General features: G+C 39.7%; 15 protein-coding genes. 6 read left to right on the forward strand and 9 right to left on the reverse strand.

Translation table 11 applies throughout. From position 1 onward, the window contains the following. Positions 1–193 precede the first annotated feature (193 nt). The 6 genes from CWC30_RS09980 to seqA all read right to left on the reverse strand — a co-directional run bounded on the left by CWC30_RS09980 (position 194) and on the right by seqA (position 7592). Complete coding sequence (locus CWC30_RS09980; RefSeq protein ID WP_138627007.1) at positions 194–1762, reverse strand: dihydrolipoyllysine-residue acetyltransferase; 1569 nt, start codon at positions 1760–1762, stop codon at positions 194–196. An 8-nt stretch (positions 1763–1770) separates the two neighbouring features. Further along, on the reverse strand, positions 1771–2748 hold the full coding sequence (locus CWC30_RS09985) for an alpha-ketoacid dehydrogenase subunit beta (protein ID WP_013464999.1): 978 nt from the start codon (positions 2746–2748) through the stop codon (positions 1771–1773). Further along, positions 2748–3962 carry a thiamine pyrophosphate-dependent dehydrogenase E1 component subunit alpha gene (locus CWC30_RS09990; RefSeq protein WP_138627008.1) on the reverse strand — a complete coding sequence of 405 codons (1215 nt, stop codon included), beginning with the start codon at positions 3960–3962 and terminating at the stop codon, positions 2748–2750. The genes CWC30_RS09985 and CWC30_RS09990 overlap by 1 nt, the downstream gene beginning before the upstream one ends. Before the next feature lie 265 nt (positions 3963–4227). Then, entirely contained in the window at positions 4228–5280 is a 1053-nt protein-coding gene (gene astE / locus CWC30_RS09995) for a succinylglutamate desuccinylase (RefSeq protein WP_138627009.1), read from the reverse strand. Between the two features lie 80 nt (positions 5281–5360). Further along, positions 5361–6998, reverse strand: coding sequence for a phosphoglucomutase (alpha-D-glucose-1,6-bisphosphate-dependent) (pgm, locus tag CWC30_RS10000; protein ID WP_013465002.1), 1638 nt, complete (start codon positions 6996–6998; stop codon positions 5361–5363). A gap of 9 nt (positions 6999–7007) precedes the next feature. Then, entirely contained in the window at positions 7008–7592 is a 585-nt protein-coding gene (gene seqA, locus CWC30_RS10005) for a replication initiation negative regulator SeqA (protein ID WP_138627010.1), read from the reverse strand. A 226-nt stretch (positions 7593–7818) separates the two neighbouring features. Between seqA and CWC30_RS10010 the strand changes: the two genes are divergently transcribed. The 5 genes from CWC30_RS10010 to fur all read left to right on the forward strand — a co-directional run bounded on the left by CWC30_RS10010 (position 7819) and on the right by fur (position 10351). After that, on the forward strand, positions 7819–8586 hold the full coding sequence (locus CWC30_RS10010; protein ID WP_138627011.1) for an alpha/beta fold hydrolase: 768 nt from the start codon (positions 7819–7821) through the stop codon (positions 8584–8586). A 95-nt stretch (positions 8587–8681) separates the two neighbouring features. Continuing rightward, positions 8682–8903, forward strand: coding sequence for a DUF2788 domain-containing protein (locus tag CWC30_RS10015; protein WP_008113777.1), 222 nt, complete (start codon positions 8682–8684; stop codon positions 8901–8903). Positions 8904–8905: 2 nt separating this feature from the next. Continuing rightward, the gene (gene ybfE, locus CWC30_RS10020; RefSeq protein ID WP_008113775.1) at positions 8906–9184 is read left to right on the forward strand and encodes a LexA regulated protein; all 279 of its coding nucleotides are present in this window, start codon (positions 8906–8908) and stop codon (positions 9182–9184) included. A gap of 13 nt (positions 9185–9197) precedes the next feature. Beyond that, positions 9198–9725 carry a flavodoxin FldA gene (gene fldA, locus CWC30_RS10025; RefSeq protein ID WP_008113772.1) on the forward strand — a complete coding sequence of 176 codons (528 nt, stop codon included), beginning with the start codon at positions 9198–9200 and terminating at the stop codon, positions 9723–9725. Positions 9726–9907: 182 nt separating this feature from the next. Then, on the forward strand, positions 9908–10351 hold the full coding sequence (fur, locus tag CWC30_RS10030; RefSeq protein WP_013465004.1) for a ferric iron uptake transcriptional regulator: 444 nt from the start codon (positions 9908–9910) through the stop codon (positions 10349–10351). A gap of 72 nt (positions 10352–10423) precedes the next feature. Here fur and glnS read toward each other — a convergent pair whose 3' ends face one another. Beyond that, positions 10424–12088: a glutamine--tRNA ligase gene (glnS, locus tag CWC30_RS10035; RefSeq protein WP_138627012.1), complete on the reverse strand. Its 1665-nt coding sequence runs from the start codon at positions 12086–12088 to the stop codon at positions 10424–10426. A 214-nt stretch (positions 12089–12302) separates the two neighbouring features. Between glnS and CWC30_RS10040 the strand changes: the two genes are divergently transcribed. Then, a complete protein-coding gene (locus tag CWC30_RS10040) occupies positions 12303–13373 on the forward strand; it encodes a DUF3083 family protein (RefSeq protein WP_138627013.1) in 1071 nt (356 codons plus the stop codon). A gap of 78 nt (positions 13374–13451) precedes the next feature. Here the strand turns inward: CWC30_RS10040 and sucD are convergent, their stop codons facing one another. Together sucD and sucC are read right to left on the reverse strand one after the other, a co-directional pair. After that, complete coding sequence (gene sucD, locus CWC30_RS10045) at positions 13452–14324, reverse strand: succinate--CoA ligase subunit alpha (RefSeq protein WP_138627014.1); 873 nt, start codon at positions 14322–14324, stop codon at positions 13452–13454. Beyond that, on the reverse strand, positions 14324–15490 hold the full coding sequence (sucC, locus tag CWC30_RS10050; RefSeq protein WP_008464053.1) for an ADP-forming succinate--CoA ligase subunit beta: 1167 nt from the start codon (positions 15488–15490) through the stop codon (positions 14324–14326). The genes sucD and sucC overlap by 1 nt, the downstream gene beginning before the upstream one ends. Between the last annotated feature and the right edge of the window lie 155 nt (positions 15491–15645).

Here is a 15645-nt window from a genome sequence, read left to right on the forward strand (position 1 = left end):
TATTCATTACGATGAGTTACTGACAACACTTAGATTGTTTATCTTACCCGATAGGTTACCAGATAGGCATTATCCAAGGGTGATAAGAAAGAAGCCGAATAAGTACCCCTATAAAAGAAAATGCCAGTCAGTTCTTAACTGACTGGCATTAAGCTAGTTGCTGGTTTTTTAATTTATAAATGAATATGAAGAGTTAGCGCATTGCCATCATCATTTTAGCTGGCTGCTCTAGGTATTCTTTCCATAAATTATTAAAGCGCGCGATAGTGCCGCCATCAATTACGCGGTGATCCCCTGACCAACTTACTTGCATAATTGCACGCGATACCACTTGCCCTTGCTCGTCAAAGCGCGGAAGGTGCTGTAATTTACCTAAGGCAACAATCGCCACTTCTGGCTTATTAATAATTGGCGTAGCTATAGTGCCACCAATCGCACCAATATTGGAAATACTAATAGTACCGCCTTTTAAATCATCTTGTGCTACGCGGCCTTCTCGAGCTGAGTCAGTTAATTGCGTTAAATTATTAGCTACCTCTACAATACTTTTAGTTTGGCAGGCTTTAATATTTGGTACTAATAAGCCCACTTTAGAATCCACTGCAACCCCAATATTGTGATCATCGTAGTAGGTAATTTCACTGCAATCATCGTTTACTTTTGAGTTAAGTACCGGGAATTCAGTCATTGCCAAGGATAACGCCTTAATAAAAAACGGCATCATCGTAAGTTTAACGCCCTGTGCTTTATATTGCTCTTTAAGATCAGTTCGAAGTGCAATTAAAGCAGTTAAGTCAATTTCATCACTGTAGGTAAAATGTGGAATAGTAGAAACCGACGCCACCATTTGTTTTGCCATGGCCGCTTTAATCCCTTTAATTGCTTCTGTTCGCGTTCCACCCGAACTAGTTGCGTGTCCAGTACTACGAGTGCTTTTACTCTGAGTCGTTTGTGGCTTGTTAAGCTCAGAGGTATCCATGCCCGATGGCACTTCATTTTTTATAAACGCTTCAATATCTTCTTTATAAATACGGCCATTTTTACCACTACCTGGTACGCAGGTTAAATCAACGTCAAGCTCACGCGCTTTACGCCTAACCGCCGGTGATGCAACCGCTTTTTCGTTAACTATAGCAGTTTGCGTTTGCTTAGCGGGTGAGTCTGACGTTGCGTTACTTTGTGCTTTTACAACAGCTTGGTTAACATCAACATCTTCTTTTGCTGCTTGCCCTGCAATCGTCATTTGAAATAGTGGGCTATGCACCTTTGCAATTTCACCTTTTTGATAATACAGCTTTTGCACTGTACCTGTGTATTTAGCCGGTATTTGTACTAGCGCTTTATCGGTCATTACATCACAAACGGCTTGATCTTCTTCTATTTCATCACCCTCTGCCACTAACCATTCAACAATTTCACACTCAACAATACCCTCACCAATGTCGGGTAAAATAAAGTCTTCTAAGTGTTCACGAGCACTTGTTGGTGAAGAAGATGTTTCAGCCTCTTCACTGGGTGCTTCTCCAGCCACATCCATTGCAAATAACGGCGCATGTACTTTAGCTATATCGCCTTTTTTACAATGCAGCTTAGTGATCACCCCATCGTGTACCGCTGGAATTTGCACTAAGGCTTTATCTGTCATCACATCACAAATAGGCTGATCTTCTTTTACAGTGTCGCCCTCTTGTACCAGCCATTCGACTACTTCGCATTCAACTATGCCTTCACCAATGTCGGGTAATATAAAATCTTTAGCCATGGAAACCCCTAAAAGTTCACTGATTGTTTAATTGCGGCCATTACTTTTAATGCATCTGGAACATATTCTTTTTCGAGCGCCAGCGGGTATGGCGTATCTAGACCACACACACGTAAAATAGGCGACTCTAAATGCAGAAAACACTCTTGAGCGATGGTTGCGGCTATTTCTGCGCCAAAGCCGTTGGTAATAGGTGCTTCATGACTAACAATAAGTCGGCCTGTTTTAGTGACTGATTTAGCAATCGTTTCAACATCCCACGGTAAAATACTGCGAAGGTCAATTACTTCACAGCTAATGCCCTGTTCACTGGCTTGTTTTGCCGCTGCTTCTATAATTTCCATTTGTGCACCCCACGCTAATAAAGTAACGTCAGTACCCTCTTGAACCACTTCAGCTTTACCAAGTTCAATGCTGTAATCTTCTTCAGGCACTTCACCAGTTGAAGCGCGGTATAAACGTTTGGGCTCAAAAAATAGCACCGGGTTGTCGTCTTTAATACACGCACGCAGTAAGCCTTTAGCTTGGTACGGGTTACGCGGCACGACAATTTTTAACCCTGGCGTGTGAGCAAAGTACGCTTCTGGCGATTGCGAGTGATACAAACCACCAGCAATACCGCCACCGTAAGGTGTACGAATCGTTAGATTACCCACATTAAACTCATTACCACTACGATAACGAAACTTAGCCGATTCATTCACTATTTGGTCAAACGCAGGAAAGATGTAATCAGCAAATTGAATCTCTGCCAATGCAGGTGCACCAAAGGCAGCCAAACCATTAGCAAAGCCTAAAATACCTTGCTCTGTGAGCGGAGTATTGAATACGCGATGCTTACCGTACTTTTCTTGTAACCCTGATGTTGCTCTAAAAACACCGCCAAAATAACCCACGTCTTCACCAAAAATACACGCTTGAGGATGTTCATTCATGGTGATATCTAAAGCAGAATTAATTGCATGTAGCATGTTCATTTTAGCCATTACTTAATTCTCCCTGCTGTTGTGGGGTAGGCGTCTGGATGTGCTTTTATATGCGTTTTAAGTTCATCATATTGACGTTGTAAAGATGGAATTGGCGTATCGTAAACATCTGAAATTAGCTCTTCTAACGCCGGCTTATCAATTACTTCAGCGCGTTTTAGTGCCGCTAAAATATCATCACGAATTGTTTCTTTCGCTTTGATATCTTCTGCGTCATCTAACCAATTTTGTTTTACTAACCATTTTCTAAAGCGCTCAATTGGGCATGTTTTATAGTTTACTTCTTCATCTTTTGAACGGTAACCGCTTGGATCATCTGATGTTGAATGCGCACCTAAACGATACGCTATCGATTCAATTAATACCGGTTCACCTTGTGTTGCAGCAATTTCGCGGGCTTTTTTAGTAGCCGCGTAAACGGCGAGCGCATCACTGCCATCAACACGAATAGTTTTAATACCATAACCCACACCACGCGATGCAATCCCATCGCCTTTAAATTGCTCATCGGCTGGGGTTGAAATAGCATAACCATTGTTACGTGCAAAAAAGATAACCGGTGCTTTATGTACTGCAGCCATATTTAAGCCTGCATGAAAATCACCTTCTGAAGCAGCCCCTTCACCAAAATAACAAATAGTAACGTTATCAATAGTACTTGCTAGTTCACCTGTTTTAGCATCAATGTGTTTTACTTTTTGACCATATGCGTAACCCGTAGCCTGTGGAATTTGTGTTCCCAAAGGTGATGAAATGGTCATGTAGTTAAGTGCATTAGAGCCATAATGGATCGGCATTTGACGGCCTTTACCTAAATCTAATTCATTAGAAAACATTTGGTTCATAAATTGATCAAGGGTAAAACCACGATAGTGTAAGGCTGCTTGTTCACGATATTGCGCCATGATCATGTCATCTTGTTCAAGGGCTGCAGCAGAGGCTGTTACCGCCGCTTCTTCTCCTAAACACTGCATGTAAAAGCTAACACGCCCTTGGCGTTGAGCACCCTGCATACGTTCATCCAATAAACGAATAAAACGCATGGTTTCGTATAATTTAATAGCGGTCTGTTTAGAAATATCAGGTGCAGGAGCACTAGGATGAATGTCGCCGTCCTCAGTTAAAATACTCAGGGTTGGAATATTAAGTGCGTGGCCGTCAATAAACTCAAGCTCATGATTAATATTCAGCGATACGTTATTGGGATTACTCATAACCTACCTTCTTTTGTTGTCGGTATCACAGCGCCCCTTTGGATTATTATTATGGGTGATAGTTGCTGAATAAACTTTGCAACATCTGCACTGTATTTAATTAAAGCTGCCAACACTTTACGTTAACGTAAAGTGTTATTCAACAAAACTGTGACCAAACAAAAGTAAATAATGAGCAAAAAACTGGCAAGTTAACTATACATATAATTAACCACTTATTAATCAATTGGTTAAATTTTCACAACAAGTGGTCTGATGTGTTGATTTAGCTAAAGCGGCTATCCACTTGCATAGGGACTACTGTAAGTAATGCACGTTGCCCAATGGCAACCTGTGCGTTAGGAAAAATAATTGCTTCCCCTTCTACGTCGGCATATATGGCATTGTCGCCATCGGTGGCTAAAAGCTCACCCTTTGCAAACCCTGTAAAATTCTCGGCATCGTTAGAAAACGGAAAACTAAAGTTTTGCGCTGTGCGGTTAATAGTACGATGAACAGAAAACAACTCAAAGTCGCTTGCATTAAATTCTGGGTATTTTACTTCTTTTTGGCTAATTAATGCAGTTAGAGTTTGTTTTGTTTTTGCAAAACGTGACATGTCGTTTTCACCAAAGGGTTTCACTTGCCCAAGCTCTACAGTAAATGAGTCAGCCCCATGCACAAACGACGAATAGTAGCTAAACGTGGTGGCTGGAGACTTCATCATCAATACTGTATTTACACCACAGCTTAATAAGAACTGCAGTTGCGACTTTTTCCAAGGCTTGCCATGTAAGAATGGGTAAACAGCAAATTTTTCGTTTTTAGAACCGCGAATAGCGGTATGTAAATCATAATGACAGCGATACGTACCCTGCTCTGAACGGGCGTAAAAATCGCTAACATATTGCTCAAGTTTATCAGCGCGAACGCGTTCGTCGTTCATCGCTATACCATCAACAGTGTGGTGGCCGTTAAACAAGCGGTTTAAGTTCTCTTCTACAAATCGTTTACCAATATTAATTGACTTAGGATTACCAAAAATAAATAAAACACGTTGTTGTAATTCAAGTTGCCCACTAATAATGTGTTTAATGAGTTCATCGCAAATTTCAATGGGGGCTGTCTCATTGCCATGAATGGCACTGGATAGCACCACATCTTTTGAGGTAACACAATCAGGCTCAAACTCAATCACACCGGTGTCATGCACGGTTACTTTAGTCTGGTTGTTAAGCGTAAACTGACCTGCCTCTAAATGCCATTCATGGTTTCGCGAAAGCGTTAAAAAATCACCATCTTGTTTTAATTGATTAATATATTCTGCAGTGGCTGACATACCGATAAAAGCCCTTTTTTTGTAAATTATAGATACAAAAACGGCTGATAAAATCAGCCGTTTTTAGTTGTAATTGCATATTAGCTAATCACTGAATCAACCAGTTTTTTAGCTTCTTTTTCTAATAAGGCTAAGTGCTCTTCGCCTTTAAATGATTCTAAGTAAATTTTATAAATATCTTCCGTACCTGACGGACGCGCCGCAAACCAGCCGCTTTCAGTTACCACTTTTAGCCCACCAATAGCTGCATTATTACCTGGCGCATGAGTTAGCTTTTGTAAAATAGGCTCACCCGCTAAGGTATCTGCTTTTACGTCATCAGCACTGAGTGCTTTTAATCGCGACTTTTGCTCAGGCGTTGCTGGCGCATCTAGGCGTTTATAAAGTGGCGCACCAAACTCTTGCTCTAGTTCTTTATACAGCGCAGACGGGGTTTTACCCGTAACTGCAAGAATTTCAGCAGCAAGTAGCCCCATAATAAAGCCATCTTTATCTGTACACCAAACCGTGCCATCAAAACGTAAGAAAGCCGCACCTGCGCTTTCTTCACCACCAAAGGCCAATTTGCCTTTGTTTAAACCCTCAACAAACCATTTAAAGCCAACGGGTACTTCTTTTACTTTACGCTTGTTGCGCTCAGTTACCTTGTCAATCATTGAGCTAGAAACAAGGGTTTTACCGATTTCAACACTGGCATCCCAATCACGATGCGTTAGTAAATAGTCAATCGCTACGGCTAAAAAGTGATTAGGATTCATTAACCCATCTGGTGTTACTATGCCGTGACGGTCATAATCAGGATCATTACCAATCGATAAATCAAAATCATCTTTAAGGGCAATTAAATTAGCCATTGAATAAGGTGATGAGCAATCCATACGAATTTTGCCATCTTTATCAAGCGGCATAAATGCAAAACGTGGATCAACACTGTCATTAACGACCGTTAAATCTAAATTATATTTTTGCGCAATCACTGGCCAAAAGTTAATGCCTGAGCCACCTAATGGATCAATACCAATCTTGATGCCTGCATCGCTAATCGCTTTTAAATTAATAATGTTTTTTAAATCATCAATATAAGGCGTCATTAAATCTTCGTAGCGAATAAAACCAGAACGTGAAGCTTTAGCAAAAGGAAACAGTTCTACTTCAACTAAGTCTTCTAATAATAATTGATTGGCTCTGTCTTCAATCCATTTTGTAACGTCTGTATCTGCAGGACCGCCATTGGGCGGGTTATATTTAAAACCGCCATCTTCTGGTGGATTATGAGATGGAGTCACTACAATGCCATCGGCAAGCTCGTTAGGATGATTTTTATTATAACTAACAATAGCATGGCTAATAACTGGCGTTGGAGTAAAGTCACCATTTTCTTGGGTGATCACTTGCACTTCATTAGCAACCAACACTTCAATTGCTGAGTTAAAGGCCGCCTCGCTCAGTGCGTGGGTATCTTTACCTAAAAATAACGGACCAAATATATCGTTCTGTTTTCTGTAATCACAAATAGCTTGGGTGATTGATAATATGTGCGATTCGTTAAATTTTACATCGTAGGCACAGCCTCGATGCCCTGAGGTGCCAAAAGCAACACAATGCTCGGGGTTTTGCTCTAAGTCAGGCTCATTTAAATAATACGCAGACACTAACTTTGGTACATTCACTAAAGCCGATTGTGGTGCAGTTTTACCTGCGCCGGAATGAATTGCCATGGTCTTTCCTTAAAGATAATCACGAATTTTTTCAGCTTGCTCGTTGCTATAGCCTAAACTAAGTGCAACTTCATGCAGCATCATTTTTTTACGCGTGGTATTAGAATTGGTCATCACCCAATATTCACTGTCAGTGATATTTTTTGGGTTCATACTACTACCGCTATTCACTAAGTCTTCTTTACTGGTCGCGAAGTAAACACGATCTCGACCTTTAATATCTAGCACCACAGAGAAGTCTGTTTTATGCGTTCGATAAAATGCACTTAAAATAAATAAGAAACGACCTACAACGCCTTTTTGCATTGCCAGCTCTTCTTTATTTAAAATATTAAATACGTTTGCATTTTTTTTATTTACCGGCGGTTTTGCTACTTGGGTTGGCTGTTCAACGTCTGCTATAGGTTGTTCTAGTGATGAATTAGACACACTAACGGTTTCATTTTTATGATCAGTGTCTAATTTAGTGGTGTTAATTTTTTCGCCGTTGAGATTTAATAAACGACGTAAAATAGTGGATGCACTCTCACCAATACTCTGTGTATTGCTTGCAATGTACTGATATAACTCGTCGTCTATGTCGATTTGTTTCATGTTCTTCCTGTCATTACGGGTCACATTTTTCTTTCTAGCTGATTATACCCAATCCAGTTAGAAATGCGAGTTACAACCCACGCGACTCTAAACATAGTAGTAATTAATAATGACCAAATAATCAGGAAGCTAGGTATTTTTGAGTCCAACATACAAATAATATCTGTATTTTTTGCTTTTTAGGGTAATGCTCGGCAAACTATGCGCAAAATTGAAGGAGACGTCTATGCAATTAAATTACAAACAAATTGGTCAAGGTCCAAATGTTATTTTGATCCATGGACTGTTTGGCTCTTTAGAAAACCTTAATGTGATTGCAAAGCCATTAAGCGAGCATTTTTGCGTAACCAATGTTGATTTACGTAATCATGGCCTTTCGCCCCACAGCGATGAAATGGATTATACTGCAATGGCCAATGACATTGTGGAATTAATGGCGAAATTAAAAATACAAAAAGCCCACCTTGTAGGGCATTCCATGGGCGGCAAAGTGGCGATGCAAATAGCACTGAGCCATACTGATTTAGTCGATAAACTAGTGGTTCTTGATATTGCGCCTGTGAGCTACCCTGCGCGCCATACTCAAATACTTGAGGCTTTAAATGCAGTAAAAAATGCAGATATTAATGATAGAAAGCAAGCTGATTTAATAATGCAACCGTATATAGAGGAGTTAGGTGTACGTCAGTTTTTATTAAAAAGTTTATATAAAAATGATGATGGGTACTTTGTTTGGCGCTTTAATTTACCTGTGCTCGATGATAAATATTCAACTATTACCGCAAACATTAATGCAAATAATTCTTGTTTGTGCGAAACTCTGTTTATTAAAGGTAATGACTCTGACTACATTTTAACCGAGCATCGCGAAGCGATTAATGCGCTGTTTAAAAACGTCAGTGCAAAAATCATTCATGGTGCGGGTCATTGGTTACATGCTCAAAAACCACAGGCTGTAAACAAAGCAATCAATGATTTTTTAACTGCAGTTTAATGTTATTTTTATGGCGTGTTTTTGATTTATCACACTAAATAATTAAAGATTTATGTGCTATAGTACGCGCCGTTTAATTTAAAGGTTATACGTCGATGGTCAGTCAGTTTATTAACGAATTTGATACCTTAGGGTTGTATTTTGGCTTAGCAGGTATTTTTATTTTTATCGGCTTGGCAATTAAAGACGTACTGAAAAGCGGCAATGTGCCTAAATTTGGTCGTTATATTGTGTGGCTGGTACTCTTTTTAGGTTGCTCTGGCTTTATTGCCAAAGGACTTATTCAGGTATTTTGGCAAGGTGCGGGTGTAGGTTAAGCATGGCCAAGTCAGAAACAGATAGAACAACGCTTGATTTATTTGAATACGAGAAACGTCCAGGAAGACCTAAAACAAATCCCCTTCCTCGGGATATGCAGTTAAAGGTTAATAAACGTAATCAAATAAAAAGAGATAAGGCACGTGGTTTAAAGCGTGTTGAATTTAAAGTTTCGTCACAGCTGTATCAGGCACTGAGTGATATGGCAGATGCACAAAATATTAGCCGCAGTGCGTTGATCGAAACAATTTTACAAGAAAGATTGGCTATTGATAGATAAAAGGTTTAAATCCATGGCAAGTGTAGGCATTTTTTTCGGAAGTGACACAGGTAACACAGAACACGTAGCAAAAATGATCCAAAAAGAATTGGGTAAAAAGCTCGTTGCTGTGCATGACATTGCAAAAAGCTCTAAAGAAGAGATTGCTGAGTTTGATCTGATATTATTCGGTATTCCAACTTGGTATTATGGTGAAGCGCAATGTGATTGGGATGATTTCTTTCCTGAGCTTGAAGAAGTAAGCTTTGAAGGTAAACTAGTGGCTATTTTTGGCTGTGGCGACCAAGAAGACTATGCAGAATACTTCTTAGATGCTATGGGCATGATCAACGATATCGTAACAGAACGTGGCGCTATTGTTGTAGGCCATTGGCCTACAGACAGTTATGATTTTGAAGCATCAAAAGGCATGGCTGATGACAAGCATTTTGTTGGTTTAGGTATTGATGAAGACCGTCAGCCAGAATTGACTGAGCAGCGTGTTAAACAGTGGTGTGCTCAGGTGTATGATGAAATGTGCTTAAGTGAGTTAGCAGATTAATCCCCCCTTTTTAATGCTAACTGTTTAAAATATTATCAAACAGTTAGCATTTTCCGCGTTAATATTGATATAGATCAATTGTTCTTTGCACTTCCTGCTAAGGCACGTTATCCTAACTGTTATTGTGACGAGTACATCTTGCAAGATGTCTAGTATAACTAAATAAAATTGAGACAGATTTAATGACTGATCATAACTTGGAACTTAAAAAAGCCGGGCTAAAGGTAACTTTACCGCGTATTAAAATTTTAGAGATTCTTCAATCTCCAGATAACCAACACATAAGCGCTGAAGATGTTTACAAGGTTTTATTAGATCTAGGCGAAGAAATTGGTCTTGCGACTGTTTACCGTGTTTTAAATCAATTTGATGATGCAGGAATTGTAAGCCGTCACCACTTTGAAGGCGGTAAGTCAGTATTTGAACTTTCTGGCAGCACTCACCATGACCACTTAGTGTGTTTAAAATGTGGCAAAGTTGTTGAGTTTGAAGATGATTTAATTGAACGTCGTCAACTTGAAATAGCTGAAGAAAACGGTATTAAGCTGACCAATCACTCTCTTTACCTATATGGCGAATGTGAAGATAAAGACGCGTGTAAAGCGTTTGCGCAAAGCAATAGTTAAAAGCCTATTTAGTTTAATAAAAAAAAACCTGCGATTAAGCAGGTTTTTTTATAACTAAAAAATAGAGCAATATTATTTGTGCTCTATTTTAGCCCACGAATCACGTAAGCCTACCGTTTGGTTAAATACCAGGTTTTCTGATTTAGTATCACGTGAGAAATAACCGGTACGCTCAAACTGAAAACCTTGTGCAGGTACAGAATTAGCCAATGAAGGTTCAAGTTTAGCATTAGAAATAACCACTAATGAGTCTGGGTTTAACGTGCTTTCAAAGTCCTCTGCGGCTGCAGGGTTAGGCACACTGAATAAACGGTCATATAAACGTACTTCAGCTGTCACTGACTCAGGCGCAGATACCCAATGAATAACCCCTTTTACTTTACGACCATCGCTTGGATTTTTACCCAATGTTTCAGGATCGTAAGTACAGTAAATAGTGGTAATTTCACCATTGTCGTCTTTTTCAACACGCTCTGCCTTAATCACATAAGCACCACGTAAGCGTACTTCTTTATCAAGCACTAAACGTTTAAATTTATTGTTCGCTTCTTCACGGAAATCTTCACGTTCGATAAAAATTTCACGCGTGAAAGGCACTTCACGGCGACCCATTTCTTCTTTATTTGGGTGATTAGCCACAGAAAGTGTTTCTACTTTATCGGCTTCATAATTCTCAATCACAATTTTCAGTGGATCAAGTACAGCCATTGCACGCGGAGCATTTTCGTTTAAGTCATCACGGATACACGCTTCAAGCATGCCCATTTCAACCATATTTTCCTGCTTAGTAATACCGATACGCTGACAGAATTCACGCACAGATGCCGGTGTATAACCACGACGACGCAGACCCGCAATGGTTGGCATACGCGGATCATCCCACCCTTCTACGTGCTTATTAACTACTAAGTCATTAAGCTTACGCTTTGACATAATTGTGTATTCAAGGTTTAAACGTGAAAACTCAATTTGTTGCGGGTGACATTCAAGGCTGATGTTATCCAATACCCAGTCATATAAACGACGGTTATCTTGGAACTCTAGCGTACATAATGAATGAGTAATGCCTTCAAGTGCATCAGAAATACAATGCGTGAAGTCGTACATTGGGTAAATGCACCACTTATCCGCTGTTTGATGATGATTAGCAAAACGTATACGGTATATAATTGGATCGCGCAGCACCATAAATGAGCTGGCCATATCTATTTTAGCGCGAAGGACACATTCACCTTCTTTAAATTCACCGTTACGCATTTTTTCAAATAATGCGAGGTTTTCTTCAGGTGATGTTTCGCGGTATGGGCTGTTTTTACCAGGCTCTTTTAATGTACCACGGTATTCGCGAGCTTGATCAGCAGTTAAGAAACAAACATACGCTAAGCCTTTATTAATAAGCTCTACCGCATAACCATAAAGTAGATCAAAATAGTTTGACGAATACTTAATCTCACCATCCCAATTAAACCCTAACCACTGTACGTCTTCTTTAATTGAATTAACGTAGTTAATATCTTCTTTTTCTGGATTTGTATCGTCAAAACGAAGGTTACATAAACCGTTATAGTCTTTGGCGATACCAAAATTTAGGCAAATTGATTTTGCATGGCCAATATGTAAAAAGCCATTAGGTTCAGGTGGAAAACGGGTATGCGTTGTGGCATGTTTTCCACTTGCTAAATCTTCATCAATTCGGGTTCTAATAAAGTTATTTGGGCGATTCTCGATTTCCGCCATAGGATTATAAACCTCTGTATATTGCGTGATAACAAAACTACTGCATTATTACAAAAACCAACCTTAACATACAGTAATAGATGCGGGTTTATGCAGTTATTACCAAAGTTTGTTAGATAAGGGATAGTTTATGAGCAAAATTTGTTTTAGCGCAATATTAAAGTCATTAAAGCGATTTATAGTAAACGAATAACCCCAACTTAAAGGAACGAAGATGGCCTCATTAAATCAACACCGCATATATATTCCAAGTAATGCACGTGCAAATCATTACTTATTAGCCGAAATTACACCTAATGAAGATTTTTATAAAAACTTCAGTAATATTAATGCTTGCTATGAACGAATTGCGCGTCAGTTATTTGCATTATGTGATGAATATGAACTGCATAATGTCCATTTACTTGCAAATGATAAACTCCCCGTGGTGAGATTTCATGATGAGTCTTACCAACTTGAAACCGATAAGCAAATGTTGTTTTTTTATAACCCTCGTTACCATGAAGCGCATAAACTACATCACACACAAAATCAGCAAAGTAAAAAAATACGCCTATTGTTTTTAGCTACTGGTGAAGATATACGTGCCCACTCTGCGCAATTTCATACCAATGTACAAAAAGTATTGAGTCATTTACAAGATCAGTTATTTTTAGACCAGCCAAGCTTTAAGCTGCGCGATCATCAACATTTAACCTATGATTTATTCGCTAAAGAAAAAGCTAATAAAGAAAGCTATGGATATAAACTAAGAAGTTTATACCCTCGTTATCAATCCAGACAATGCGCGATACCTAGTAGCCATGCTGAAATGACTTATGTCACCTTCTCTATTCCCGTGTCACGTAATATTAAAACGCAGTTTCAGAGTGAAATTAACAGCCAGACTTACCAGCCATTCTACTCTCACTTTTCAAAACTATTTACCCAGTTATGTGAAGATAATAAACTCACGCACGCTGCGATGGTTGCTAATGGCGCAATGCCAATAATTCGCAACAGCCAAGTAGATCGGAATGAGGGAAATGTGGAACTACAAAAAATTAGTTTTGATATAGAAGATTCAGCGCCACAAATGAAAGTATTTTTTGATGAAAATAAACTAGTAGAGACGCTGCATTTTGTCATTGTGGCAGCTGAGCATAATAAACATGAAATTGGCTATGGTCGCTTTATGAACCAAGTAGAAAAAACTATTCATGGCTTATGTGATGAGCTAGCAATTAATAAACAACGCCAAGATTTAGCTGTACGCTTTTTTCAGCATATCAGTTACCCGTTTTAAAATTAAGGGCTTTATACTCTTGCTATAAATAACAAAAAGGCTCGCAATTGCGAGCCTTTTTTAAAGAATAACCGCTGATTACCAGCCTGTTTTTTCTTTAAGTGCTTTACCGATATCAGCAAGTGAACGTACAGTTTTTACGCCCGCAGCTTCTAATGCAGCAAATTTCTCATCAGCAGTACCTTTGCCGCCTGCGATGATTGCGCCAGCGTGACCCATACGCTTACCTTCTGGTGCAGTAACACCAGCAATGTAAGAAACAACAGGTTTAGTTACGTTAGCTTTGATGTACTGTGCAGCTTCTTCTTCTGCAGTACCACCAATTTCACCAATCATTACGATTGCTTCAGTTTGGTCGTCTTTTTCGAACATTTCTAAAACGTCGATAAAGTTAGTACCTGGGATTGGGTCGCCACCAATACCAACACACGTAGACTGACCAAAACCAGCATCTGTAGTTTGCTTAACCGCTTCGTACGTTAAAGTACCAGAGCGAGAAACAATACCTACTTTACCAGGCTTGTGGATGTGACCAGGCATGATACCAATCTTAGTCTCACCAGGAGTGATAACACCTGGACAGTTAGGACCGATCATACGTGTACCTGTTTGATCTAGTTTAACTTTAACGTCAACCATATCAAGTGTAGGAATACCCTCAGTGATACAAACAATTAGCTCGATGCCAGCATCGATTGCTTCTAAGATTGCATCTTTACAAAAAGGTGCTGGTACGTAGATAACTGATGCAGTTGCGCCAGTTGCTTCTACAGCGTCACGTACTGTGTTAAATACTGGAAGACCAAGGTGCGTTTGACCTCCTTTACCTGGGCTTACACCACCAACCATTTGTGTACCGTACTCAAGCGCTTGCTCTGAGTGGAAAGTACCTTGACCACCAGTGAAACCTTGACAGATAACTTTTGTATCTTTATTGATTAATACAGACATTATTTGCCCTCCGCAGCAGCAACAACTTTTTCAGCCGCGTCTGTTAATGATTCAGCAGCGATGATGTTTAGATCAGACTTAGCAAGTACTTCACGACCTAGTTCAGCATTAGTACCTTCTAAACGTACAACTACTGGTACTGTTACACCTACTTCTTTAACTGCGCCAATGATGCCTTCTGCAATCATGTCACAACGAACGATACCGCCGAAGATGTTAACTAAAACAGCTTTAACGTTGTCATCTGAAAGGATAATTTTGAATGCTTCAGATACACGTTCTTTCGTTGCACCGCCACCAACATCTAAGAAGTTAGCTGGCTTGCCACCGTGTAGGTTTACGATGTCCATAGTACCCATTGCTAGGCCTGCACCATTAACCATACAACCTACGTTACCATCAAGGGCTACGTAGTTAAGCTCGAAGCTTGCTGCGTGAGCTTCACGCGCATCTTCTTGAGATGGATCGTGCATTTCACGGATTTTAGGTTGACGGTAAAGTGCATTACCATCGATACCGATTTTACCATCTAGACAATGAAGGTTACCTTCATCTGTGATTACTAGCGGGTTGATTTCAAGTAATGCAAAATCGAAATCGTTGAACATATTACCAAGACCCATGAAGATCTTAACAAACTGTTTCATTTGCGTTGGGTTAAGACCCAATTTAAAACCAAGCTCACGTGCTTGGTAAGCTTGAGGACCTACTAATGGATCGATCTCAGCTTTGTGGATAAGTTCTGGTGTTTCTTCAGCAACAGTTTCAATTTCAACGCCGCCTTCAGTAGACGCCATGAACACAACTTTACGAGAAGCACGGTCAACAACAGCACCTAGGTACAGTTCGTTAGCGATGTCAGTACAGCTTTCTACTAAAATTTTAGCAACTGGCTGGCCTTTCTCATCTGTTTGGTAAGTAACTAGGTTTTTACCTAACCAGTTAGCTGCAAACGCTTTAACTTCGTCGATAGTTTTAACTAGCTTTACACCGCCAGCTTTACCACGTCCACCTGCGTGAACCTGAGTTTTAACAACCCACATATCGCCGCCAATCTTTTCAGCAGCTGCTGCAGCTTCTTCAGGTGTATCGCAAGCGAAACCTTGAGAAACTGGTAAACCATATTCGGCAAAAAGTTGTTTTGCCTGATACTCATGCAAATTCATGATGCTTTATCCAATTTTTTATATTAAAAGAGTTGAATATTTATGCAAATAAACAACTATCCCAAATTGCATGCCTAGTATAGATCTCATGGCGCTACATGAAAACCCCAGTATGACCATAGGCACAAAAAAAAAGCTGTGATTTTAACTCACAG

The sequence above is a fragment of the Pseudoalteromonas sp. S4741 genome, assembly GCF_005886135.1.
GTDB classification, from domain to species: domain Bacteria; phylum Pseudomonadota; class Gammaproteobacteria; order Enterobacterales; family Alteromonadaceae; genus Pseudoalteromonas; species Pseudoalteromonas tetraodonis.

Excerpts from the sequence above, each read along its gene's own strand:
- CWC30_RS09980 (WP_138627007.1), bottom strand. The coding sequence starts at position 1,762 with ATGGCTAAAGATTTTATATTACCCGACATTGGTGAAGGCATAGTTGAA.
- CWC30_RS09985 (WP_013464999.1), bottom strand. The coding sequence starts at position 2,748 with ATGGCTAAAATGAACATGCTACATGCAATTAATTCTGCTTTAGATATC.
- CWC30_RS09990 (WP_138627008.1), bottom strand. The coding sequence starts at position 3,962 with ATGAGTAATCCCAATAACGTATCGCTGAATATTAATCATGAGCTTGAG.
- astE (WP_138627009.1), bottom strand. The coding sequence starts at position 5,280 with ATGTCAGCCACTGCAGAATATATTAATCAATTAAAACAAGATGGTGAT.
- pgm (WP_013465002.1), bottom strand. The coding sequence starts at position 6,998 with ATGGCAATTCATTCCGGCGCAGGTAAAACTGCACCACAATCGGCTTTA.
- seqA (WP_138627010.1), bottom strand. The coding sequence starts at position 7,592 with ATGAAACAAATCGACATAGACGACGAGTTATATCAGTACATTGCAAGC.
- CWC30_RS10010 (WP_138627011.1), top strand. The coding sequence starts at position 7,819 with ATGCAATTAAATTACAAACAAATTGGTCAAGGTCCAAATGTTATTTTG.
- CWC30_RS10015 (WP_008113777.1), top strand. The coding sequence starts at position 8,682 with ATGGTCAGTCAGTTTATTAACGAATTTGATACCTTAGGGTTGTATTTT.
- ybfE (WP_008113775.1), top strand. The coding sequence starts at position 8,906 with ATGGCCAAGTCAGAAACAGATAGAACAACGCTTGATTTATTTGAATAC.
- fldA (WP_008113772.1), top strand. The coding sequence starts at position 9,198 with ATGGCAAGTGTAGGCATTTTTTTCGGAAGTGACACAGGTAACACAGAA.
- fur (WP_013465004.1), top strand. The coding sequence starts at position 9,908 with ATGACTGATCATAACTTGGAACTTAAAAAAGCCGGGCTAAAGGTAACT.
- glnS (WP_138627012.1), bottom strand. The coding sequence starts at position 12,088 with ATGGCGGAAATCGAGAATCGCCCAAATAACTTTATTAGAACCCGAATT.
- CWC30_RS10040 (WP_138627013.1), top strand. The coding sequence starts at position 12,303 with ATGGCCTCATTAAATCAACACCGCATATATATTCCAAGTAATGCACGT.
- sucD (WP_138627014.1), bottom strand. The coding sequence starts at position 14,324 with ATGTCTGTATTAATCAATAAAGATACAAAAGTTATCTGTCAAGGTTTC.
- sucC (WP_008464053.1), bottom strand. The coding sequence starts at position 15,490 with ATGAATTTGCATGAGTATCAGGCAAAACAACTTTTTGCCGAATATGGT.